The sequence below is a fragment of the Paenalicyclobacillus macrosporangiidus genome (genome assembly GCF_900116805.1).
GTDB lineage: Bacteria > Bacillota > Bacilli > Alicyclobacillales > Alicyclobacillaceae > Alicyclobacillus_H > Alicyclobacillus_H macrosporangiidus.
The window spans coordinates 83,509-106,212 of sequence record NZ_FPBV01000011.1 but is presented as its reverse complement, the minus strand read 5'-3'; the positions used below and the strand labels follow the sequence as shown (position 1 = coordinate 106,212).

Sequence of the window (22,704 nt, the reverse complement as noted above, 5' to 3'; positions counted from 1 at the left end):
AAAAGAAACCGCGCCCGAGGAGCGCTCGTTCTTGACTCCATTGTATGCCAAGGCGCGGCCAAACGCAAATCAGAATGCGCCTTCAAAACGCGGGTGCAACGCGTCATTCGGCGAACCGCCGCCGCCGCCACGACGGCGGAATCTGCATCTCCTCACGGTACTTGGCCACGGTCCGCCGGGAGATGTACATGCCTTCGTCCTGCAGGCGGTGCGCCAGCGCTTCGTCGGAGAGCGGGTGCTGCGGGTCTTCCGCTTCGATGAGGCGCCGGATGGCGAACTTCACGGCGCCGGCCGAGGTCGATCCGCCGGCCGCCGCCACCTCGGCAGTGAAAAAGTATTTCATCTCGAACAGTCCGCGCGGCGTCAGCATGTACTTTCCGCGCGTCGCCCGGCTGATGGTCGATTCGTGAAGCCCCAGGGCCTCGCCCACCTGGCGAAGTGTCAGCGGTTTCAACGCGGAGACACCGTGATCGAAAAAGGCGCGCTGGTACTCGACAATCGCTTCCCCGACCCGGTACAGCGTCACCCGGCGCTGCTCCAGGCAGCGCGCGAACCACTGCACGGCGTGCAGCTTCTTGGCCAGGTACTGGCGGGTCTCCTCGTCCTCCGCCCGCGCCAGCATGCGGTGGTAGTGCGGATTGACGCGCAGCGAAGGCTCGGCGTGGTCGTTGTGCAGGACGACGTACCGGGCCCCGTCGCGATGCACCAAGAGATCTGGCACGATGTACTCGGGGCGCCCTGCCTTGTAGGCATACCCCGGACGCGGGTTGAGGCGGCGCAGCTCGTCCACGGCGGCCTGCACCTCTCTGGGGGAGGTGTGCAGTTGCTTGGCAATCGCGGCCAACTTGCCCGCCGCCACGGCGTCCAGGTGGTGATCAATCAGGGTCCGCACCAGGTCCCGCCGTCCGGCCGGCACCCGGTCCAACTGCAGGCGCAGACACTCGCGCAGGTGGCGGGCGCCAATGCCCGGCGGATCGCAGGACTGCAAAAGCGCCAGCGCCTCGGCAAACAGTTCCCGGGAGACACCCAGGGCTTCCCGCAAGGCATCCTCGGGCTCCCGCAGGTATCCGCTTTCATCCAGGCAACCCGCCAAAAACTCGGCACAGCGCACGACGGGCAGAGGTGCGGGCATCAGCCGCAGCTGCCGCACGAGCGCTTGAGTGAGGGTGTCCTCAGCCGCCACCACCTGCTCGAACGGAAACCCCGCCGCATCCTTGCGCACGCCGCCTGTGCCCGGCGCCGTGCGCCACCAGGGCTCCTGCCACAGCGCGGGCGGGGGCTCCACCTCCGCCAGCGGGTTGCTGTCGGCCAACTCCGCCAATTTCTCAATCAACTCCAGCGCATTGCACTGCAGCAGTTCGATGGCCTGTTTCATCTGCTGGGTCATGACCAAACGCTGCATCTGCTCCTGATACAGCCCGTACCCGAGATTCATCCCGGCCATCTCCCGTCCGTTGTGGTGTTGAAAAGACGATTCGACACGATTGGCACGATTCCTGCTAAAAGCGCTTACCTCATTCCACCATATGCGCGTCATGCTGTGAGCAATTCGCGTTCAGGCGAATACACATAAGTAAGCGGCGCCACGGCATTGGCCCGGCCAGGCGCACCCGCAGCCAGCGCGATCCCAAGGCACATTGGAGGCGAGACCATGCGCATCGGTGTCATCGGAACGGGGACCATCGGCAGCATGTTGGCCCAAGCGTTTGCCGTCAACCCACAGCACGAGATATGGGTCGTCAACCGGACCCGTGAAAAGGCGGACGCGATCGCCCGCTCCGCACCGAACATCCGCGTGGCCTGCGGCTTGGCGGACTTGACGGACCGCAGCCAACTGGTCTTTCTGTGCACCAAGGCACACGACGGCCGGCGGTTGATGCACGAACTCGGCCCGCTGCTGCGGCCGGACCAGATGCTGGCGGTCACCATCAGCTCGCTGCCCATCGCCTGGATCGAGCAGCGCGTCGCCTGCCCGGCCGCCAAAGTGATCCCGAGCGTGGTGCAGCTCGCCCGCAGCGGCGTCATCCTGGTCTGCCACGGGACGCGCGCCACCGATGCCGACCGAGCGCGGTTGGAGTCCGCACTGTCGGAGATCGCCACCCCGCACGCCGTCGAAGAGGACCAGATCCGCGTGGCCAGCGACCTCACCAGCTGCGGACCGGCGTTTCTCGCTGCCCTGCTGCGGCACTGGGCGGAGGCGGCCGAACAGACCGGGGCGATGACGCAGGAGGAGGCGGAACGGCTCCTCTCGGGCACCCTCGCAGGCATGACGCAACTGCTCCAGAGCGGGATGACCTTCTCCGACATCATCCACCGCGTCTGTGTCCCGGGCGGCGTCACCGAAGCCGGGTTGGTCTCCATTCGCCAAGAGGCCCCCGCGGTCTTCACCCGGCTGCACCAGACCACCCAACTCTTCTCCCAGGGCAGCGTGTTGGTCGTCCGTCTGCCGGGATGACGGCGCCCCCCGAACCATGCCCCGGCAGGTCCGTCCCGTGTCGCGCAGCCACCGCCTGTCGAATCCTGTCTACTTTTGTGGACAGCCTCCGATCCGGCGCGAATTCGCTTGTTCGCTGACAATAAAGTGAAGATAATAAGATTAATCACTTTCGGTTCGGGATGACTCGCGCGCGCAGGCGCGCGTAAGGGTGTGAATAAAACATGCGCCATCCGTCGACAAGAGCTCCGGGACAAGCCCTCCTGGGCAGCGCCCCGGTTTTTGGCACCCGTCTGCCGGAGCTGGGGGAGGGCCTCTCCGGGTTTCTGCAAAACGACGATTTGGTCCGGAAGAACCTGAATCTTCTCAAGGCATTCCGCAAACAGACGGCGGCATTCCAAAGGAGACCGCAGGCGGGCATCGCGGCCATCGCCATCTGCGACCGGGACGCCAAGGTGTTCGATCTCGCCGGCCCCTCGGACACCCTGCAGACCCTGCACGCCAGCGGTCTGGATGTGGGGACGGACGTATCGGAGCAGGAACTTGGGCGCAATCCGCTCGGCACCGCCCTCGCGGAGGGGGAGACCGTTTACATCCCGGCCGATCCCGCGGCCCCCTGGGCGGGTTTGGCCGGAGCCGGATCGCCCGTGCGGGGAGATCGCGGGCCGCTGGCGGGGGCCTTGGCCGTGATCGCCGACGCGGCCTTCCCCGGGTCCATGCTGGCCTCGCTCGCCGAATCACTGGCGTCGTCCGTGTATCACGTCTGGCAATTGGAGGAATCCCGCCAGGACATCCTGCGCGTGTTTCGAAGCCTGGTCAGCCATCTGGACTGTCACGTGCTCGTTCTGGACACCCGCAACCGGATGCTGGAGGAGCGCCACCCGATTCCGGTGACGGAGGAGATCCGGGATGCGATGATCCACATCGCGCAGTTGCCGGATCAGTACGAGCTGGAGGTGTCGCTGGGCGATCGGACGTATGTGGCCAACGTGCGGTCCCTGACCGATCACCGGGGGTATCTGCGCTGCAAACTGGCGATCTTCAAAGACATCACGAACCACAAGAAACTGGAGTCGCGCATCCTGGACGCCGAAAAGTGGTCGGTGCTGACCTCGCTCGCCGCCGGCATTGCCCACGAGATCCGCAATCCGCTGACGACCGCCCGCGGGTTCCTGCAGCTGTTCCTGGAGCGGTTGTGCGACGAGACGGACCGGCGCTTCCTGCGCCTGACCATCGACGAGCTGGACCGCATCCAGCGGCTGGTCACGGACTTCATGTCGCTCGCCAAACCGGGGCAATCCGTGTTCGGACTGGTCGACCTCGCCGCCGCCCTGAAGGAGGTTGCGGAATTCATCTCCCCGCAGGCGGCGTTGTCAAACGTGACGCTGGAGACGGAGCTGGAGGTCAACGACGCCTGGGTGTGGGGAGACGCCAATCAGCTCAAGCAGGTCGTCCTCAACCTCTTGCAGAATGCGTTTCAGGCCTGCAAACCGAAGGACACGGTCCGCCTGCGCCTGCATGTGCAGGCCGGCCTGGTGACGGTGGAAGTGGCGGACACCGGTTGCGGCATGACCCCCGAACAGATGGCTCGCCTCTTTCAACCGTACTACACCACCAAAACCACCGGCACCGGACTCGGGTTGACGGTCACCAAGCAGATCATGGAACGGCACGGCGGCGATGTCCGCATCAGCAGCCGGCCCGGAGAGGGCACCCTGGTCACCTTGGAGTTGCACCAGGCGGTGCAATCTCTTCCGAACGCTCCCATTTGAGCGGATGCACTTGCGCGACGGGCCGCTCCCAGGTGACCCATGCGGCGGCCTCATCCTCCCGGGCACTCGTCACGGACACCGCCGCGGCGAACCCGTGCTTGGTGAAGAAACGCTGCGCACGGGCGTTGTTGCGGGACAGCCGGACCGACGCCGCATCGCCCAGGTTCGCCAAGCGCACGAACTCAAGCAGTTTCTCCAGGGCTTGTCCGCCCAGCCCGCTTCTCCGCCAAGCGGGCAGAACGTAGATCCCCCGGATCTCCGCCCCGTGCGATCCCGCGCCGACCGCGCACATCCCTGCGAGTTCCTCGGCCTCGCCTCCGAAGGTGGCGAGGATGAAAAACGCGTGCACCCCCTCCGCCCTCCAGGCCCTTGCGGACCATCCCAAGGGCGCCCCGTCCGGTCCGGCAGGGGGGCGCCGTCCCTCGAGGGCCCAGACCTCCTCGGCGAGATCGTCGAGCAGGGATTGGAGCATTCCTTCCTGCTCCGGGCGAACGCGATCCAGCCGCACCGACGCCGTCCCCCGCCCGGACGCGGCGACGACGCGCTGGCCGGGAGACGCGGCTGCGGACGGGCGCGGACGGACGCGCGCCCGCTCCCGCCGCCGGATGCTCGCCTGGCGGCTGATCTCGTCGAAGAACCAAAAGACGCAGAACACCCCGCCATACGCCATCGCCACCTCGTCCCACAGCGGCGGCGCGAGGCCGTACGCGCGCCGCCAGCCCCAGATGGCGAAGGAGGCGAAGGCGATGAAGACGGAGATCACCAACACCGCTCGGCGCGCCCTTCTGCCGTCCACAGCCATCCCTCCCCAACCTCGCGCTCCCGGTCTGCCAGTGTTACGCCTGCAGCAAGGCGGCGAGATCGTCCACCAATCGCGTGAACAGGCGCAGAGTCTCCCGCACCGGCTCCGGCGACTCCATGTCGACCCCCGCCCGGCGCAGGAGGGGAATGGGATAATCGGACGCCCCGCCTTTCAGGAAGGACAGGTACGCCTCCACCGCCGGCTCGCCTTCGCGCAGGATCTTCTGCGACAGCGCGGTCGCCGCTGAAATGCCGGTAGCGTACTTGTACACGTAGAACGCGCTGTAGAAGTGCGGAATGCGCGCCCACTCCATCTCAATCGGGCGATCCACCGTGCACTCCGCCGAGAAGTAGTCGCTCACCAGTTGATAGTAGGTCTCGCACAGCCACTCCGGCGTCAGCGCCCCGCCCTCCTGAGCATGGCGATGCACCAGCTTCTCGAACTCCGCGAACATCGTCTGGCGGAACAAGGTCCCGCGCAGCGTCTCCAGGTGGTGGTTGATGAGGTATGCCCGCATCTTCGGATCGTCCGTCGTCTCGAGCAGGTGATGCGTCAGCAACGCCTCGTTGCAGGTCGAAGCCACCTCGGCCACGAAAATGGTGTAGTTGGCGTACACGAACGGCTGCGCGTTCATGGAGTAGTAGTAATGCATCGCGTGACCCAGCTCGTGCGCCAGCGTGAACATGTCGTTGAGCGTATCCTGGTGGTTGAGCAGGATATACGGATGCACCCCGTAGGTCGCCCAGGAATACGCGCCGCTCGTCTTGCCGCGCGTCTCAAACACGTCCACCCAGCCGGACGCCAGCCCTTCGGCGGCGACCCGCTGATACTCCTCGCCGAGCGGGCGGATGGCCTCCTTGACCGTCTCCACCGCCTGATCGTACGGGATCTTGACGTCCAAATCGGGCACGAGCGGCGTGTACAGGTCGTACATGTGCAGCTCGTCGAGCCCGAGTACCCGCTTGCGCAGCGCCAGGTACTTGTGCAACGCCGGCAAGGACTCGCGCACGGCGGCAATCAGGTTGTCGTACACCGCGACCGGAACGTCGTCCTCGTCGAGGGCGGCCTCGAGCGCCCCTGGGTAACGGCGCACCTGCGCGTAGAACAGGTCCTTTTTCACGCTCGCGGAATAGATGGCGGCGAGCGTGTTGCGGTTCTTCCGGTACGTCTCGAGCACGCCCTCGAAGGCCTCCCGGCGCACCCGCCGGTCGCGGCTCTGCAACATCTGCATGTAGCGCCCGTGCGTGAGTTGAACCGGTTTGCCCGATTCGTCCTCAATCACGGGGAACTGGATGTCCGCGTCATTGAACATGCTGAAGATGTGGCTCGGCGCGCTCGCCATCTCTCCCGTGCCGGCCAAGAGCTGCTCCTGTTCCGCCGAGAGGACGTGCGGTTTCTGGCGGATCAACTGTTCCAGGTAGAACCGGTACAGCGCGAGGCCCGGTTCCTGCTCCACATACGCGCGCAGAGTCTCCTCCGGCGTGGCCAGGATCTCCGGCACGACGAACGCCTTCTCGCTGTCCACCTGCACCGCGATGGACGTCGCCCGATCCGTCAACGCCTGGTACTTCGGATTGGCGTTGTCCTCGTCCCGCCGCATCTTCGCGTACACGAACAACCGGGACAGCCGCTCGTTGACCTGGTCCTGCAGCTTCAGCCCCTCGAGCAGGGTCGCTGCGGATGCCGTCAGCCGTCCCTTCAGCGACGCCAGTTTCCGGACGTCCTCGAGGACTTGTTTCGCGTCCGCCTCCCAACAGTCTTCATCCGGGTAGATGTCTTCCAGCCGCCACTTGTACCGGTCTTCCACCTCGCTGCGCAGGGGCAACTGCCCCGCGCCGCAGTTCACGCCTCCGGCTTCGCCGTCCGCCTCTCTGCGGATATCCTCCACCATGCCAAGCATCGTTCGATTCCTCACGCCACACCCTCCATTCGCCTCATCGACCGCCCGCCATCTGCGCGGGCCCAAATGCATCCGGCAACAGCTCCCCGACTGTCGTCCGCCGGACGGCACCGTCCGTGTTCGCCAGCCACACCGGCGTCTCGGGGCTGCAGAACTCGGCCAGCACCTGCCGGCACGCGCCGCAGGGCGCGACCGGATCGGGACTGTCCGCCATCACCGCCACCGCCACCACCCGGATTCCCTCAGCCCGGGCCGGCGAGGCGGCCCACTGAAACAGGGCCGTGCGCTCCGCACAGTTCGTCAGCCCGTACGAGGCGTTCTCCACATTCGCACCGGTGACCACTGTCCCGTCGGACAATCGCAGCGCCGCCCCCACGGGGAACCGGGAGTAGGGTGCGTAGGCGTGCTGCATGGCCCCCCGCGCCGCGGCCAGCAGGGCCTCGTCGAGGGCCTCGCCGGGGGCCGTCGCTGTTCGGGGAGTGGCCTCGTCTGCCGACGCATGGCCTCCTGCGGGATAGACCGCCCCGGACGTCGGCCCCTCCGCCGCAGTGCCGGCCCGGATGATCTCCAGGACCAGCGGAGGCGTGAACGGATGGCCCGCCGCCAGGGTGATGCACCCGCGAAGCCCGCGCGCTGCCTCCTCCGCCGCCGCTTCGCTCGCGGCGTGGATCTCCGCCACCACCTCGCCCCGGACCACCGGATCGCCCACCTTGCGGTGCAGCACAATGCCGACGGCGGGATCGATGGCATCCCCATGTTTCGCCCGGCCAGCGCCGAGGCGCATGGCGATAAGCCCAATCTCCTCCGCCTGCATCCCGGTCACCACGCCGTCCGCCCATGCGTGCAGGGGGCGGACGACCGGCGCCTTTGGCAGGAGTGAGAGATCGTCCGCGACACGGTCATCGCCGCCCTGCGCCCGGACGAATTCCTTCCACTTCGCGAGGGCGCTGCCGTCCGCCAAGGCCCGCTCCAACATCGCGCGGGCTGCCGCCGCTTCCTTCGCCTTGCCCGCCAGGAGGACCATCTCCGTGCCCAAGGTAAGGCAAAGTTCCGTCAGATCCGGCGGCCCCTGCCCGCGCAGCGTGAGCACAGCCTCGCGAACCTCCAGCGCGTTGCCGACGGCGTGCCCCAGGGGTTCGTCCATATTGGTCAGCACGGCGACCGTCCGCCGCCCGGCCAACTGGCCGATGGACACCATCGTCCGCGCGAGCCGCCGCGCCTGGTCCAGGTCTTTCATGAACGCGCCCGCCCCCACCTTGACGTCGAGGACGATGGCGTCGGCGCCGCTCGCGATCTTCTTGCTCATGACGGAACTCGCGATGAGCGGGATGGATTCCACCGTGTCCGTCACGTCGCGCAGCGCGTACAGCTTCTTGTCCGCCGGCGCCAGTTCCGCCGTCTGGGCGGCCACCGCGACGCCGATGCGGCGCACCTGGTCAAGGAACGCCTCCATCGACAGCTCGCAGGAGAATCCCGGGATGGACTCCAGCTTGTCGATGGTGCCGCCCGTGTGCCCCAGACCGCGGCCCGACATCTTGGCCACCGGCACCCCGACCGAAGCCACCAGCGGCGCCAGCACCAGGGTGGTGGTGTCCCCCACGCCGCCCGTGCTGTGTTTGTCGACCTTGACGCCCGGAATGGACGAGAGATCGAGCACATGACCCGATTTGGCCATCGCCAGGGTGAGGTCGGTCGTCTCCTCGTCGGTCATCCCGCGCCAGACGACCGCCATGGCGAACGCGCTCATCTGCTCATCCGGCACCTCTCCCCGGACGTACGCGTCGACCATCCACTCAATCTCGCTGCGTACCAGCACCTGCCCGGTGCGTTTTTTGTGAATGAGGTCGTACATCCGCATCGGCAACACCCTCATCGCGATGCACGCGTTTTCCCGGATCATACCACAGTCGGCAGACACATGCCTATTTCTCCAACCTTGCCGAGCCTGCGCACCCGTGGTACTTTCAGAACGTCGACGCCTCCAACGGGCAGGGCTTGGCCAGAGCCGGACAGCGCGGGCCAGAGCCGGAGGGTGCCGGCCAGTCCGGGACCCGCGTGCAAATTGGCGGGGCTTGGCCAGAGCTGCACCGGGGAGGCACAGAGAAGGAGGGACGGGCGTGAGCACCTCACGCACCACCTTGTTCACCATGATCTACAAGGGTGTCCTGTCGGGGCTCGGCTTCTTGAGCAGCGCCGCCCTGGCGTGGGCGCTCTCCAAAGCGGATCGCGTTGAATTCCAGTTCGCCGGCACCGTCGCCCAGACGGGGATGACGTTTGTCGGCGGATTCACCAATTATTACGCCTACGCGCTGCCCAAGCACCCGGAGGATGCCCGGGGCGTGGTACAGACAGGGAATCTGTTCGTGGGCCTCGCGAGCATCGTCGTCCTGCTGGTGGCGGGTGCCAGCTTCCTTGCGGGAGGGTTCGGAGGCGACGGGGATCGACCGTGGCGGTGGGCGCTGTTGTGCATGCCGCTCACCTTCATCTTCGGGTACGGATCGCGCCTGCTTCAAGCGGCGGACGAGATTTCCTGGTTGAACCGGGTGAACACCCTGCAACCGCTGATCTTCCTGCTGTTCGTCGGCGGGTTGTTCGCCTTGCCCTACGCGGAAAGAGACGCCGCCCGGCTCACGGGAGCCTATGCCGCGTGGATCGCCAGTTTCGCATTGGCGGCGGGCCTGACCATGGTCATCGCCTACCGGCGCCTCGGCATGCCACACGGATGGTCCTGGCGGCTGCACCCTCGGCACTGGCGGGGCACCTGGCAATACGGCGGATGGTCGTCCATCGCCCAGGTGGTCAACATCCTCAACTACCGCATGGACTTCTGGCTGGTGTACCACTTCCTGCCCGCCACCGAGGCGTCTGTGTACGGCATCGCCGTCGTCGCCTCGGAGGTGCTCCTGAACATCTCGGGTTCCATCCAGTCGGTGATGTTCCGGCGGATGACGGGAACTGACCAACGAGACGCCATCGCGGCGACGGAGCTGTCCTGCCGGCACACGTTGCTGTCCTCGGCCTTGGTCGCGATCGCGATGTTCGCGACCTTCCCATGGCTCATCCTGGTCGCCTATCCCGGGTACGGGGCGGCCATTGTGCCGTTCTTCATCCTCCTGCCCGGGCTCGTGGTCAAGGCCGCGAGTAACATCGTGATCCAATACGCCACCAACGCCCTCGGCCAGCCGAAGACGTCCATCTGGATGAACGGCGTGTCAGCGTTGGTCAACGCCGCCGCCTGCCTGATCCTGCTACCCACCCTCGGCATGGTGGGCGGCGCCATCGCCTCCACCCTGTCGTACGCGATCTCGTTCGTCATCTACATCATCTGGTTCGGCCGCGTCACCCGCGTCCATCCGTCCGGCTTGTACCGCATCAGGCGGACCGACCTGGCGCCCTACCTGCGCATGTGGTCGGCGGTTCGCCGACGTTTCGGCGGAAACCCGAGTTAATGAAGGGCACGGGTGACGGAAGGGGCTCGGCGGCGGAAGGCTCCGGCGGTGGCCGTCGGGTGTCCGAGGCCAATAAAGCCCCCACGGCCCTGGGGTCCGCCCGTCCCGTGTGGTTGGCACCGCACGGGGCCTACCTTGGCACAGCCCGGCTCTGCACGACGGGTCACATCGTGATCTGCGTGGGAATGGGGGAATGGGTTGCCAATGGGGTGTGAATGGGGGGAATGGGGGATCAATGGGTTGATGGATTGTCCACGATGGCCATTTCGAAATGCAAAGCGCCCGTCCCCCTGCATCCAGGGGACGGGCGCTGGCGGGCGCTCGGCGTCGTCCGCGACTCGCGCGAACACCGGCTCCCGATTCACGCAATCGCTGGCTCCCGACTCACACGAACACCGGCTCCTTGAGATCCTCCAGCTTCACGAGCGAGTGATCGGCGACATCCTTGTGCAAGGAGTTGCCGTGGGCGTCCATGGTGACGATCGCGGGGAACGCCTCCACCTCCAGGTGCCACATGGCCTCCGGGATACCGAATTGCTCGAGCAGGTCGACCCCGTTGACCTTCTTGATGCACCGGGCGTAGTACTGGGCCGCACCCCCGATGGCGTTCAGGTACACCGCGCCCGACTTCTGCAGGCCGGCCAGGGTCTTGGCCCCCATGCCGCCCTTGCCGATGACCGCCCGGATACCGAACTTCTCGATGATGTCCGCCTGATAGGGCTCCTCGCGCGAGCTGGTGGTCGGGCCTGCCGCCTTGACCTGCCAGTTGCCCTGCTCGTCCTTGAGCATCACCGGGCCGCAGTGGTAGATGATGCCGCCCCGCAGATCCACCGGTGCGTCGTGCTTCATGAGGTACTTGTGGATCTCGTCGCGACCTGTGTGAATCTCGCCTTCGATGAGCACCACGTCGCCCACCTTGAGCGAGCGGATCTGCTCCTCCGAGATGGGGGCGCGCAGGACAATGGCGTTCTTGACATCAAATCCACCCTGCGGGCGCTCCATCGCCTCGGGCTTGTCGCGATAGAGCCACTCTTTGATTTCCCCGGTCTTAGCGTCAACGACGATGCCGAGGCGCCGGAACGCCCAGCAGTTGTACGCCACGGAGACGTAGAAGCTCGCCGGAATCCGGTTCATCACGCCGATCTTGCAGCCGAGCAAGGTGACCTTGCCGCCGAAGCCCATCGTTCCGATGTCCAACTGGTTGGCGGTCTTCAGGATGTACTCCTCCAGCTCCGCCAACACCGGGTTCGGGTTGGTGTCCTCGAGGGGACGGAACAGTTGCTCCTTGGCCAACTCGTATCCGCTCGTGCGATCCCCGCCGATGCCGACCCCGATGAACCCGGCGCTGCAGCCTTGACCCTGCGCCTGGTAGACGGCGTGGAGGATGCATTTGCGAATGCCGTCGAGATCGCGGCCCGCACGGCCGAGGCCCGGCAGGTCGGTGGGCAGGGCGTACTGGATGTTCTTGTTCTCACATCCGCCGCCTTTGAGAATCAGTTTGATCTCGACGTCGTCCCGCTCCCACTGGTGGAAGTGCACCACCGGGGTGCCGGGACCCAGGTTGTCGCCGGAGTTTTTGCCGGTCAGCGGATCGACCGAATTGGGACGCAGTTTCCCAAGCCGCGTGGCCTCCGCCGTGGCCGCGCGGATCTCCTTCTCGAGTTCAATTTGGTTGTAGCCGACCGGTGTATGCACGATAAACGTCGGCATGCCCGTATCCTGGCAGATGGGTTGTACGTCCTCTTCCGCCGAGATAATGTTGTCGATGATGGTATTGAGCGCCAGCGCTGCGCGGGTGCCCACTTCCTCCTGAAGCTGAGCCCGCTTGATGGCCCGACGGACATCCGGGGGCAGGTTGGTGGAGGTCTCGGTGATCAAGCGGACGAGACTATCGCGAATCGCGCTCATGTCGGATGCCTCCTTGTGTGCGTTCGCCCCTCATTATATCACCTCTACCTCGGACCGGCGCCAGAACAGGAAAGGGGAACCGGCTCCGCGGTTCCCATCGAAGCGTTGGCCCCGCGGCGCAATTGGCGTACAATGCGGGCAGGGGTAGATTTGCTCCTCGGAGAGGAGGTCGGCCATGCTCCAAATGACCGCGGCGGCCCAACGATTTCTGCAAGCTGTGCTGGCGCAGGAACCGGGATCGCTCATTCGCATCCACATCGCTCCTGGGTGTAGCGGACCCCGGTACTTCGCGGTTCTGGAGGAGTCCGCTTCAGCGCACGACACGCGGATCGACGTCGAAGGCATCCCGTTCGTGTACCCGTCGAATCTCGCATATTTAATGGAAGACCTCGTGCTGGACTGCGAGGAGTCGTGGGAGGGTCCGGAACTGGTGTTCCGGTCGCTGCGCGGAGGATGCTGCTGATCCGCCCAGCCCCATCAGCCCCGGCGCAGCGGCCGATCCTGCCGCAGCAGATCCTCCCACGTCTCGCGCTCGACCACGACAGTCGCCTCCCCGTCCCGGACGAACACCACCGCCGGGATGGGGTTGCGGTTGTAATGGCTGGCCATGGAGTAGTTGTACGCCCCCGTGCAGAACACCGCGAGGATGTCCCCCGGGCGCGGATCCGGCAGCGGCGCCTCCCAGATCAACATATCTCCGCTCTCGCAGCACTTGCCCGCGACCGCCCAGACCCCTGTCGGCGCATCCACCGCCCGGTTGGCCAGCAGCGCCTCGTACTTCGCCCCGTACAATGCGAGCCGCGGGTTGTCCGTCATCCCGCCGTCGACGGAGACATAGTTGCGCACCCCCGGGATCAACTTGTGCGTCCCGACCGTGTACAGCGTCGTCCCCGCTTCGCCGACGATGCTGCGACCTGGCTCCACCGCCACCTCGGGCAGCGGCAGCCTGTGCACCGCGAACGCCGATCTCACCGCATCCACGATGGTGTGGATCTGCCGGCGAATGGGCTCCGGATCGTCCTCGGCCGTGTAGCGGATGCCAAATCCGCCGCCCACGTTCAGCACGCGCAACGGCAGGCCCAGCGCCACCCCTTCGGCATACAGTTCTGTGACCCGCTCAATCGCCTTGACGAATCCGCCCGCGTCAAAGATCTGCGATCCGATGTGCGAATGCAACCCGATGCAACGCAGATGCCGGCAGGCCGCCACCCGCCGCACCGCTTCCCGGGCCTGTCCGTTCTCCCAGTCGAATCCGAACTTGCTGTCCTGCTGGCCGGTCGAGATATACTCGTGCGTGTGGGCCTCAATTCCCGGCGCCACGCGCAGCAGCACATCCACCGTCGCGCCCGCCGCCGCGGCCACCGCGTCCAGCATCTCCAGCTCGACAAAGTTGTCAACGATAATGTATCCGATCCCGCTGCGCACCGCCAGCTCCAGCTCGGCCTGCGTCTTGTTGTTGCCGTGCAGGTGGATCCGCTGCCGTTCCACACCCGCGCGCAGCGCCGTCAACAGTTCCCCGCCAGAGACGGCGTCCACCGCCAGTCCTTCCTCCGCCGCAAGTTCGCACATCGCCAGCGTGCAGAACGCCTTCGCCGCGTAAGCGATCTCGTAGGTCAGACCGGTCTCCCGGAACGCCTGGTGGAACGCCCGGATGCGATCACGGATGAGCGTCTCGTCGTAGACGAACAACGGGGTCCCGAATCGCCGCGCCAACTCCACGGTGTCGCACCCGCCGATCCACAGGTGTCCCTCCGGCCCAATCCGCATCGTGCCGCGTAGCGGCACACGCACGGCGCACGCCGGGTCGCGCCGCACCTCGTCATCCTCCGGGTGTTGTGGCTCCAACTCCGTCCACTCCTGCTGGGGTGTCTCTGTGCGCACTCCGCTCCGCTCCTCTGTGCTGTGCTTTTATAAGCCATAAGTATAACACGGAAGCGGGCACCCGGCCGTGGAAAGTTTGTGGGCGGCGAAAGCGGCGGGATCGGGGCAAATTTTTATTGGCACAATGCTCAGGAAGACGGGGACCGCGGAAGAGGGGGTCCGATTGAGTAAGAATCGCATCCATATAGGATGTGTTCTACGCTGCGCACGGATTATCCAACACTCGTTAGCTGAACTGAAGTGTCTCGACCATTGATGGTGAATTTTACAGTCCCATTCGACTCGATTTTCGGACTCACAGGCACCTTTTGTCCCGTGTTTAAATTCAACACCACAATCGCATGATCCAAGCCTGCTGATGCATTGGGCATCTGCTTGTCATAGACAAGATAACCGTCGCTGGCACCATAACTGAAATGATATCCACTAGCCACTCGATAGTCCGTAATTTTTGTATTCTTGTTGGTGTTTGTATCAAACATCCATAATTCAGGACCGAATGGCTGTGGTGCATCCGGTACAATGTAGAACACATTATAGAGCACGACTCCGTTTGTGGCGGAGACGGAGGACACTTCGATATATTCTTTTTGGCCGTTTTGGATCACATATAACGGTTCCGTCAACAACAGTTTCGCCTTGTCGGGCGTCAGTGTGGTCTCGCCTTTTTTACTCAGATACAAGGCATAGGGTTGGTCCGGACGGCCGTTCATCGCGTCCAAGTGCGGTATTCTTACCCACACCGCACCATTTGACATCGGTGCAATTTGAGCTTTTAGGAATGTTTCAGATTCTCCGTTGGGAGCCGCTATCCGATATTCCGTGGTTCCTACAGTCACAGTTACCAACTTCGTTGGAGTGAAACTGGAAGTACTGTTGGGCATTGACCTGGACGCAGAGTTGACTGCAACGGTGGGAGAGCTGGTGGATTCAAGTCTTGAACAACCCGATAAAAACGTTAGACTGGTCGCAACAAGCAACCAAAGGTTTTGTGATTTCACCGATCCCCCTCCCCATTCGCATGATCCATCTCAATGTTCTAAAACAAGATTCCATGGTGTCAACAGAAAAAAGCACAAGATTCTCAATGAACGGGAATCTTGTGCTTTGAATGAGCACTTTCTGGGGATCACCAAGCCGGCGTCGCCACTCTCACTGTTGAGCTAAGGCATCATTGCGACGAATGGAAGCCAAGTTTCGTCAATGTTGTCAGGAGGTGCAACGGGGGGAATGGATGGAAATCCCGAGACCGCAATTGAAGAACTGTTTGATTCATACGCAAGCGATGTGTACCGCTTTGTACGCTACATGATTGGGGACAGTCCGGATATCGACGATATCATACAAGAAATATTTTATCGGGCGTACAAATCATGGCACCAGTTTCGAGGTCAAGCGAGTGCAAAGACCTGGTTGTTACGTATGGCTCGGAACTACGTGATCGACCAGCTTCGCAGAACAAAACGGAGACCCAAGTATCTTGACATTGCGGACTGTCAAATAGCGGTCCAGCATGATCCGCTGGCGCGTATCGAAATGGAAGAGTTGATCTTGAAACTCCCGGCAAAATACCGACAAGTGATTATCCTTCGTTACGTGGAGGCATGCTCAGTCCACGATACTGCGATCGTGCTTGGCTGGAGCGAGTCAAAGGTCCGAACTTGTGCTCACCGGGCACTCAAGATGCTCCGCTCGATCCTTGAGGAATCTTGCATGAAAGGGGCTGGGACGAGTGGAATTTAAGGATATCGAACGACAACTTGCTCATCTTGGACAGATGGACCTTCCTGCCGAACGAAAGGAACGCATTCGACTGAAGCTGCGAGAGCAAATGCGTCGGCCGATCTCGCAGAAACCCCGTCGTCGCCTCTCGATGGCTTCTCTGGGTGTTGCGGTGTGTGCCGTGGTGCTGGCAGGCATCATGACATCCGTAATTCAACACAGCCGGATAAACTTACGCGAACCTGCCGGGGCGGACCGCTCGAATGCGACAAAAAATTCACTAACGACACCCTTTGAAACCAATCCGGGGTTGCAAAACATTCAAATGGTGTCCTCACAGGTAGGATACGGAACCGCTCCGGTGGCTGGGACATTGAGCAGCCGTGTCTTCCGAACCACGGATGGCGGGCATTCATGGACCGACGTCACGCCGAGCCAGCTTGCGAAAAATGCTCAAAACGTCGGACCTGCGAAGGGAGCCATCGTGCACTTCCTCGATACGAAGCATGGTTTTGTCGTCGTTTCGATGATGTCTACAGACGCACAGCATGACAATGCGACCGTCTTACATCCAACAGTTTTTGCGACGGGTGACGGGGGAGCCACTTGGACAGAATCCGTGATCCCAACCAAGACGACTTTTGAAGTTCCGATTGACGTCGAATTTGTAAGTCCACAAACCGGATTTGTCCTGACCAAGTTTAACCCACAAGCTGACGAAACCCCCACCAGACAGATTTATCGCACAACGGATGGTGGGAAGCATTGGACGCTCGTCAGTACCACACAGGGCATGCAAGATTTGAACGATGACAGTTCCTTCAATTGGATAAGGTTCATCAATGAACAGATTGGGTTCACATCTGAAAATGGCCCGTCCGCCATGTCGAGCCTAATGCGAACCACGGATGGGGGAAGAACATGGTCGAGGGTGCAATTGCCAGCCTCACCCTCATCAACGCTGAAACAGTTGATACCTCCCACCGTGTTCCCGAACGGCGTGGTCTTGGTAGCAGGTTGGTCAACGGACGGATCACCGTCAACCGCGACATTGACCGTCTATCGTTCGACCGATTTCGGAAGGACGTTTCGTGAATTGGGGAGTGTGGCATTCACGCCCAAGTCAACGACGTATGAAGGGGGATTTCCTGACGAATCGCATGGTTGGTTTTGGATTGGAGGGAACCTCGTGAGGACAAATGACGGAGGGAGAACACTGTTGCTTGTGCACGAAGGCGCACCTGTACCTGTTGAGGGAACCAGCATGATCTTTGTGGACGCGAACACTGGATACGCTGTCGGACAGAATGGACTGTGGACAACGCATGATGGCGGTGCGAGCTGGACTCTGATCGGAAACGGCCACCGGTAACACCGGTGGCCGTTTCTCCAGTACACCATCAGCCGTATGCGTGGTTCGCCATGTAGGTTTTCAGGTTCAGGTATCCTGTACCTTCATTCCCGGGGCCTGGGCACCATCCAATGCACTCTCTTTTCCCAACCGAGCAATTCGATAAGCCACAACTCGTTGACCAAATTCCACCGTTCTCCTACGATAGAGGACAAATATGGCATTCGCCGTGGTCCCATGCGCGGATGCCCGGCCCCACCATCTCTCCATCCTGTGAGACTTCCAGGGAGGCCCGGAATGACAGCGGTTTTGTCTGTGCACGACGTGACCATCTCGCGTGGGTCCACACCGGTTGTCCGCGGTGTCAGCTTCGACATCCACGCCGGTGAAATTCTCGGATTGATTGGCCCCAATGGGGCCGGGAAAAGCACGACCATCGGCGGGTTGTTGGGCTACTATCCGGTGACCGGCGGCCAGATGGCGTTCAGGGGGCAGCCGTACACGTTTGGCGACGGCAAGGAGATCCCGTTTGAGGTCAAGCGAAAATTCGCCTATATTCCGGAGCAACCGGTGTACTATGCGGATTTGACGCTGGCGGAACATCTGGAGTGGAAGATGAGGCTGTGGGGGTTGGCCGGTGGATCGGATGCGACGGTGCACGCCCGGATGGAAGATTTGGTCCATCAGCTCCAACTGGAACCCCACCTGTCCAAGTTCCCGCATCAGTGTTCAAAAGGGACACTGCAGAAATTGATGGTGGTCTCCGCTTTTCTGTTTCCGTTTGACGTGCTGATTGTGGATGAACCGTTCATCGGCCTGGATGTGATTGCAATCCGCCAGGTGCGCGAGTGGATCGAACGCGCCCGCTTGGACGGCGCCGCGGTGCTGCTCTCCACCCACGTGTTGGACTCGGCCGAGCGCATGTGCCAGCGTTTTGCCTTCATGATGGACGGCGAAGTGTTTGCGGCGGGATCCCTGGAAGAATTGCGGGCTGCACAGGGGAACGCCGCTGCCTCGCTGGAAGATCTGTTCATCGCCTTGTTTCATGCGCGAAGGGCGGTGCAGCCGTGAACGCCCTGGTCGTGCTCACGTCCTGGTCGGGCAGGCGCATCATTTCCCGCCTGAAGTTCTGGACCCTTGTGTTTCGCCTCGTGTTTGACTGGGTGACGGCTCTATACATCCTTGTGCCCGGCGCAGCGGCCGCCGTTTGGGGAATGCACAAGTACTACACCATGCCCCTCCCCGCTCCACAAGATCACTGGATCCTGGGCCTGCCCTTTTCCACCGGTGTCCTCGCGCTGCTGTCGTTGGCGCTGCTGGCGCTGCACGTCTCCTGGTACGGAGACATGTCGTTGCCGCTGGAGAGCGGGGATCGTCTGTTTGTGCTGTTGTCTCCCCTTCGCCGGTCGTGGTTGTGGATGTGCCTCTGGATGGAGCGGTGGCTGTTTCACCTGCTGGCCGTGTTCATCCTTTGGACCCTGTCGATCCCGCTCGTCCGCGCATGTCATGTGCCCGCCGGCGCCTGGGCCGGGGAGCTGGTGGTGTTCGCCGGCTATGAAGCCGCCGTGCGATTGGCGAGCCAATGGATGAACGCGCGGGATCGCCTGACCTGGAAGCGGTGGTTGTTGTATCACGCGGGCCGTTACCTCTCGTATCTGCCGGTGGCGCTCACCTTGCGGCTTGTGTTCGGCGGATGGCCTTGGCTCACGGACCTCCTTTTTGCCGGTTTCACCATCCTGGTCATGGCCATCTCCATGAGATATGCTCTGCGGACCGAATGGGATGCGTTCTTTCAAGCGCGCCCCTATACGTTGCTCGCGCAACTGCTGCCAAAGGATCTCGACACGTCGGCTCAAGTTCAGTTCCGAATGAGAAGGATATCCGCCGCCGTTGTGCGATGGGTGGAGCGCCTCATGGGCCGCCGCCTGCACCCCGTGGCGTGGCTCCTTTTGATCCGGATGCTGCGCCGCAAGGGGACCTTTCGCGACTTCGTGATGCTGTCGGTGGTCGCGGTGACCAGCATGACCGTGGCGCCGTTGCTCTGGGTCAAACTGGTCTGTTTAGGCTTCTGCGGATTCATGTTTTACCAATGGTGGGAAATCTCCATCCGGCCCCAGGCGGAGACGGCGATTCAGAGTCAAGGATTCGTCGATCCGTGGACGCTCCGCGTGGCCGCAAATCGGTGCCGCACCGGAGTGCTCGCGGGCATGTGCGGGTTCTGGCTCCTGGTGTGGGCGGCGCGCAGCCTCAGTGGATGATGCATGCCACCTGCGTACGGACGCCAACAGGCAGCTTGGAAGCATAAAAGAATGGACGCATGAGGGCATGAAGGCATACACGCATGGACGCATGAGGTCATCTTGCAGGACGGCCGCGGACATGGTCCGCGGCCGTCCGTCTACCCGTGTGTATGGCTCCCCTCGCAGTCCAATCTCGCTGCGCTGGTCACGAATACCGTGCGGTCACCATCTTGCGCCGAGTGTAGAATTCCACGCCGTCGCGCCCGTTGGCGTGCAGGTCGCCGTAGAACGACTTCTTCCAGCCGGAGAACGGGAAGAACGCCATCGGCGCCGGAACCCCGACGTTGATGCCGAGCATGCCGGCGTCAATCTCCTCGCGGAACTGGCGGATGGCCTTGGCGCTGTCGGTGTAGATGCAGGCGCCGTTGGCGAACTCCGACTGGTTCGCCACCGCGATGGCCTCGTCCAACGTTTTCACCCGCACGATGGACAGCACCGGCGCGAAGATCTCGTCCTTCCAGATCTTCATGCCCGGCCGGACGTGATCGAAGATGGTCGGCCCGAGGAAGTAGCCTTCCCGCATGCCCTCGACGTCCTTGCGACCGTCGCGGACCAGGATGGCCCCCTCGTTGATGCCCGTCTCGATGTACTGCACCGTCCGCTCCTTGTGCGCCGCCCGGATGACCGGCCCCAGGAAAACGCCTTCTTCCAAGCCGTTGCCAATCTTGATCTCGCCGGCCGCCTTCACCAGCCGCTGCACCAGTTCGTCGGCGATGTCCCCGACGGCGACCACGACGGAGCAGGCCATGCAGCGCTCGCCCGCCGATCCGAACGCCGCCGCGATGATCCCCTTGACGGCCTCGTCCAAGTCGGCGTCCGGCATGACGATGGTATGGTTCTTCGCTCCCGCCAACGCCTGCACGCGCTTGCCGTTGGCCGCCGCCGTCTTGTACACGTACTCCGCCACCGGCTGCGATCCGACAAACGACACCGCCCGGATGTCCGGGTGCTCCAGGATTCCGTTGACGGCGTCATGCGCCCCGTGGACGACGTTGAGCACGCCTTCCGGCAGGCCCGCCTCCGTGAACAGCTCCGCCAGCCGGTTGGCCGACAGGGGCGTCCGCTCCGACGGCTTGAGCACGAATGTGTTGCCGCAGACGATGGCCAGCGGAAACATCCAGCAGGGCACCATCATCGGGAAGTTGAACGGCGTGATGCCCCCGACGATGCCCACCGGATACCGCCACATCCCGGATTCCATGTTCGTCGCGATGTCCGGCAACTGCGTGCCCATCAGCAGGGTCGGCGCTCCGGCCGCGAATTCCACGCATTCGATGCCGCGCTGCACCTCGCCGTACGCTTCGTCAAAGCTCTTGCCGTTCTCCAGCGTGATCAGGCGAGCGAGCTCATCCCAGTGCTCCACCAACAACTGCTGGTAGCGAAACAGGATGCGGGCCCGCTTGGGCACCGGGGTCTTGCTCCAGGTTTTGAAGGCCTCCTTGGCCGCCGCCACCGCGCGGTCCAGATCCCCCCGCGTTGAGAGCGGCACCTGCGCCAGGGTCTCGCCGGTCGCAGGATTCGGAACCACCTCGAAGCGGTCCGTCTCGGCCGCCACCCATCGACCGCCGATGTAGTTTTTCAAAGTGTGCACACCCGTGGTGTTGCTCATCGTGGCCATCCCTCCCGTTTTGAACATTCGCGCTGTGGCGTCCGATTCCTCTTTCCCGCCCACGCCCTCCCTTCAACGGCCAGGCCGTCCCATCGTCCTCGCCACCGCGTCCTTCCAGCCCGCGTACAGACGATCCCGCTCGTCCTGCGCCATCGTCGGCACATACCGTTCATCCAAGCCCCAGTTGCGCTGAATCTCCACCTGGCTCTCCCAGAAGCCGACCGCCAGCCCGGCCAGGTACGCCGCGCCGAGCGCGGTGGTCTCCGTGACCTTCGGCACCTCCACCGGCACCCCGAGCACATCCGCCTGAAACTGCATCAAGAAGCGGTTGGCGGCGGCGCCCCCGTCCGCGCGCAACGCGGACAGCCGCTCGCCGGCATCGCGTTCCATCGCTTCCAGCACGTCTCTCGACTGATAAGCGATGGACTCCAGCGTGGCGCGGACCAGGTGCTCCCTCGTGCTCCCCCGGGTCAGTCCGAATACGGCGCCGCGCGCTTCCATATCCCAGTAAGGGGCCCCGAGTCCGACGAACGCGGGCACCACGTACACGCCGTCGGACGACGGAACGCGCTCCGCGTACCGCTCCGACTCGGCCGCCGTGTGGATCACACGCAGCCCGTCCCGCAGCCACTGCACCGCCGCCCCCGCGATGAATACGCTTCCCTCGAGGGCGTACGCCACGCGACCGCCCACCCCCCAGGCGATGGTGGTGAGCAGGCCATGGCTGGACGCCATCGGCCGCTCGCCGGTGTTCATCAGGAGAAAGCAGCCCGTCCCGTACGTGTTCTTCGCCAGACCTGGGGAGAAGCAGGCCTGGCCGAACAGGGCCGCCTGTTGGTCGCCGGCGATGCCGGCAATCGGGATCGACACGCCGTCCAACAGGGCAGGGTCGGTGTGCGCGTACACCTCGCTGGAAGGGCGCACCTGCGGCAACATCGCCGCCGGCACGCCGAACAGCCGGAGCAAGTCGTCGTCCCAGCACAGGTCGTGGATATTGAACAGCATCGTGCGCGACGCGTTGGAATAGTCGGTCACATGCGCCTTTCCGCCGCTGAGCTTCCACACCAGCCAGGTGTCGATGGTGCCGAACAACAGCTCGCCTTTCGCCGCCCGCTCCCGCGCGCCGGCAATGTGGTCGAGGATCCACTGGACCTTGCTGGCTGAGAAGTAGGCGTCCACCACGAGGCCCGTCTTCTGCCGGATGAGCGGCTCGTGGCCAGCCTCCTGCAAGCAGCGGCAGATGTCGGCCGTCTGGCGGCTTTGCCACACGATGGCCGGGTAGACCGGACGGCCGCTGTCGCGCTCCCATACCACGGTCGTCTCCCGTTGGTTCGTGATGCCGATGGCCGCCACCTGGGCGGGCGGCACGTGCGCATCCGCCAAGACCCGGCGGACCACCTGCACGGTGGTCTGCCAGATCTCCTCCGGGTCGTGCTCCACCCACCCCGGCTGCGGGTAGTGCTGCGCGAACTCCTGCTGGGCCATCGCCGCAATGGTTCCATCGTGATGGAACAGAATCGCACGCGTGCTGGTCGTCCCCTGGTCGATGGCCAATACGTGCGTACACGTGCTCATG

At 63.5% G+C, this 22,704-nt stretch carries 17 protein-coding genes; 8 read left to right on the top strand and 9 right to left on the bottom strand.

From position 1 onward, the window contains the following. Positions 1-103: 103 nt before the first annotated feature. On the bottom strand, positions 104-1,435 hold the full coding sequence (gene rpoN / locus BM357_RS10780) for an RNA polymerase factor sigma-54 (protein ID WP_074952863.1): 1,332 nt from the start codon (positions 1,433-1,435) through the stop codon (positions 104-106). 216 nt (positions 1,436-1,651) lie between these two features. Between rpoN and BM357_RS10775 the strand changes: the two genes are divergently transcribed. Then, complete coding sequence (locus BM357_RS10775; protein ID WP_074952860.1) at positions 1,652-2,455, top strand: pyrroline-5-carboxylate reductase dimerization domain-containing protein; 804 nt, start codon at positions 1,652-1,654, stop codon at positions 2,453-2,455. A 203-nt stretch (positions 2,456-2,658) separates the two neighbouring features. Further along, positions 2,659-4,206: an ATP-binding protein gene (locus BM357_RS10770; RefSeq protein ID WP_074952857.1), complete on the top strand. Its 1,548-nt coding sequence runs from the start codon at positions 2,659-2,661 to the stop codon at positions 4,204-4,206. On the opposite strand, the gene BM357_RS10765 is transcribed toward BM357_RS10770, so the two are convergent. Genes BM357_RS10765 through BM357_RS10755 form a run of 3 tightly spaced genes read right to left on the bottom strand, consistent with a single transcriptional unit; the run spans position 4,154 to position 8,766 of the window. Beyond that, on the bottom strand, positions 4,154-5,002 hold the full coding sequence (locus BM357_RS10765) for a GNAT family N-acetyltransferase (protein WP_074952854.1): 849 nt from the start codon (positions 5,000-5,002) through the stop codon (positions 4,154-4,156). The two genes, BM357_RS10770 and BM357_RS10765, sit on opposite strands and share 53 nt — an antisense overlap. Positions 5,003-5,042: 40 nt before the next feature. After that, a complete protein-coding gene (gene pepF / locus BM357_RS10760) occupies positions 5,043-6,923 on the bottom strand; it encodes an oligoendopeptidase F (protein ID WP_245783946.1) in 1,881 nt (626 codons plus the stop codon). Between the two features lie 19 nt (positions 6,924-6,942). Next, positions 6,943-8,766, bottom strand: coding sequence for a pyrimidine-nucleoside phosphorylase (locus BM357_RS10755; RefSeq protein ID WP_074952928.1), 1,824 nt, complete (start codon positions 8,764-8,766; stop codon positions 6,943-6,945). A gap of 259 nt (positions 8,767-9,025) precedes the next feature. Between BM357_RS10755 and BM357_RS10750 the strand changes: the two genes are divergently transcribed. Next, complete coding sequence (locus tag BM357_RS10750) at positions 9,026-10,357, top strand: MATE family efflux transporter (RefSeq protein ID WP_175511508.1); 1,332 nt, start codon at positions 9,026-9,028, stop codon at positions 10,355-10,357. A gap of 384 nt (positions 10,358-10,741) precedes the next feature. Here BM357_RS10750 and BM357_RS10745 read toward each other — a convergent pair whose 3' ends face one another. Continuing rightward, positions 10,742-12,265, bottom strand: a complete 1,524-nt coding sequence (locus BM357_RS10745; RefSeq protein WP_074952851.1) for a fumarate hydratase — start codon at positions 12,263-12,265, stop codon at positions 10,742-10,744. A gap of 175 nt (positions 12,266-12,440) precedes the next feature. On the opposite strand from BM357_RS10745, the gene BM357_RS10740 reads away from it, so the two are divergent. Next, positions 12,441-12,728, top strand: coding sequence for an iron-sulfur cluster biosynthesis family protein (locus BM357_RS10740; protein WP_074952849.1), 288 nt, complete (start codon positions 12,441-12,443; stop codon positions 12,726-12,728). Positions 12,729-12,742: 14 nt separating this feature from the next. Here BM357_RS10740 and lysA read toward each other — a convergent pair whose 3' ends face one another. Continuing rightward, complete coding sequence (gene lysA / locus BM357_RS10735; RefSeq protein ID WP_074952922.1) at positions 12,743-14,050, bottom strand: diaminopimelate decarboxylase; 1,308 nt, start codon at positions 14,048-14,050, stop codon at positions 12,743-12,745. A 308-nt stretch (positions 14,051-14,358) separates the two neighbouring features. Continuing rightward, on the bottom strand, positions 14,359-15,147 hold the full coding sequence (locus BM357_RS19335; RefSeq protein ID WP_139234666.1) for a hypothetical protein: 789 nt from the start codon (positions 15,145-15,147) through the stop codon (positions 14,359-14,361). A gap of 202 nt (positions 15,148-15,349) precedes the next feature. Between BM357_RS19335 and BM357_RS20710 the strand changes: the two genes are divergently transcribed. The 4 genes from BM357_RS20710 (at position 15,350) to BM357_RS10715 (ending at position 19,477) form a co-directional block, all read left to right on the top strand. Further along, entirely contained in the window at positions 15,350-15,889 is a 540-nt protein-coding gene (locus BM357_RS20710) for an RNA polymerase sigma factor (protein WP_083430409.1), read from the top strand. Beyond that, complete coding sequence (locus BM357_RS19330; RefSeq protein ID WP_139234665.1) at positions 15,879-17,240, top strand: WD40/YVTN/BNR-like repeat-containing protein; 1,362 nt, start codon at positions 15,879-15,881, stop codon at positions 17,238-17,240. Before BM357_RS20710 ends, BM357_RS19330 begins: the two co-directional genes overlap by 11 nt. 276 nt (positions 17,241-17,516) lie before the next feature. Then, entirely contained in the window at positions 17,517-18,290 is a 774-nt protein-coding gene (locus tag BM357_RS10720; RefSeq protein ID WP_074952840.1) for an ABC transporter ATP-binding protein, read from the top strand. Beyond that, complete coding sequence (locus BM357_RS10715; RefSeq protein ID WP_074952837.1) at positions 18,287-19,477, top strand: hypothetical protein; 1,191 nt, start codon at positions 18,287-18,289, stop codon at positions 19,475-19,477. The genes BM357_RS10720 and BM357_RS10715 overlap by 4 nt, the downstream gene beginning before the upstream one ends. Positions 19,478-19,664: 187 nt before the next feature. Here BM357_RS10715 and BM357_RS10710 read toward each other — a convergent pair whose 3' ends face one another. Together BM357_RS10710 and glpK are read right to left on the bottom strand one after the other, a co-directional pair. Next, on the bottom strand, positions 19,665-21,128 hold the full coding sequence (locus BM357_RS10710; RefSeq protein WP_074952919.1) for a CoA-acylating methylmalonate-semialdehyde dehydrogenase: 1,464 nt from the start codon (positions 21,126-21,128) through the stop codon (positions 19,665-19,667). Positions 21,129-21,200: 72 nt separating this feature from the next. Further along, positions 21,201-22,703, bottom strand: a complete 1,503-nt coding sequence (gene glpK / locus BM357_RS10705) for a glycerol kinase GlpK (protein ID WP_074952834.1) — start codon at positions 22,701-22,703, stop codon at positions 21,201-21,203. Position 22,704: the final 1 nt, after the last annotated feature.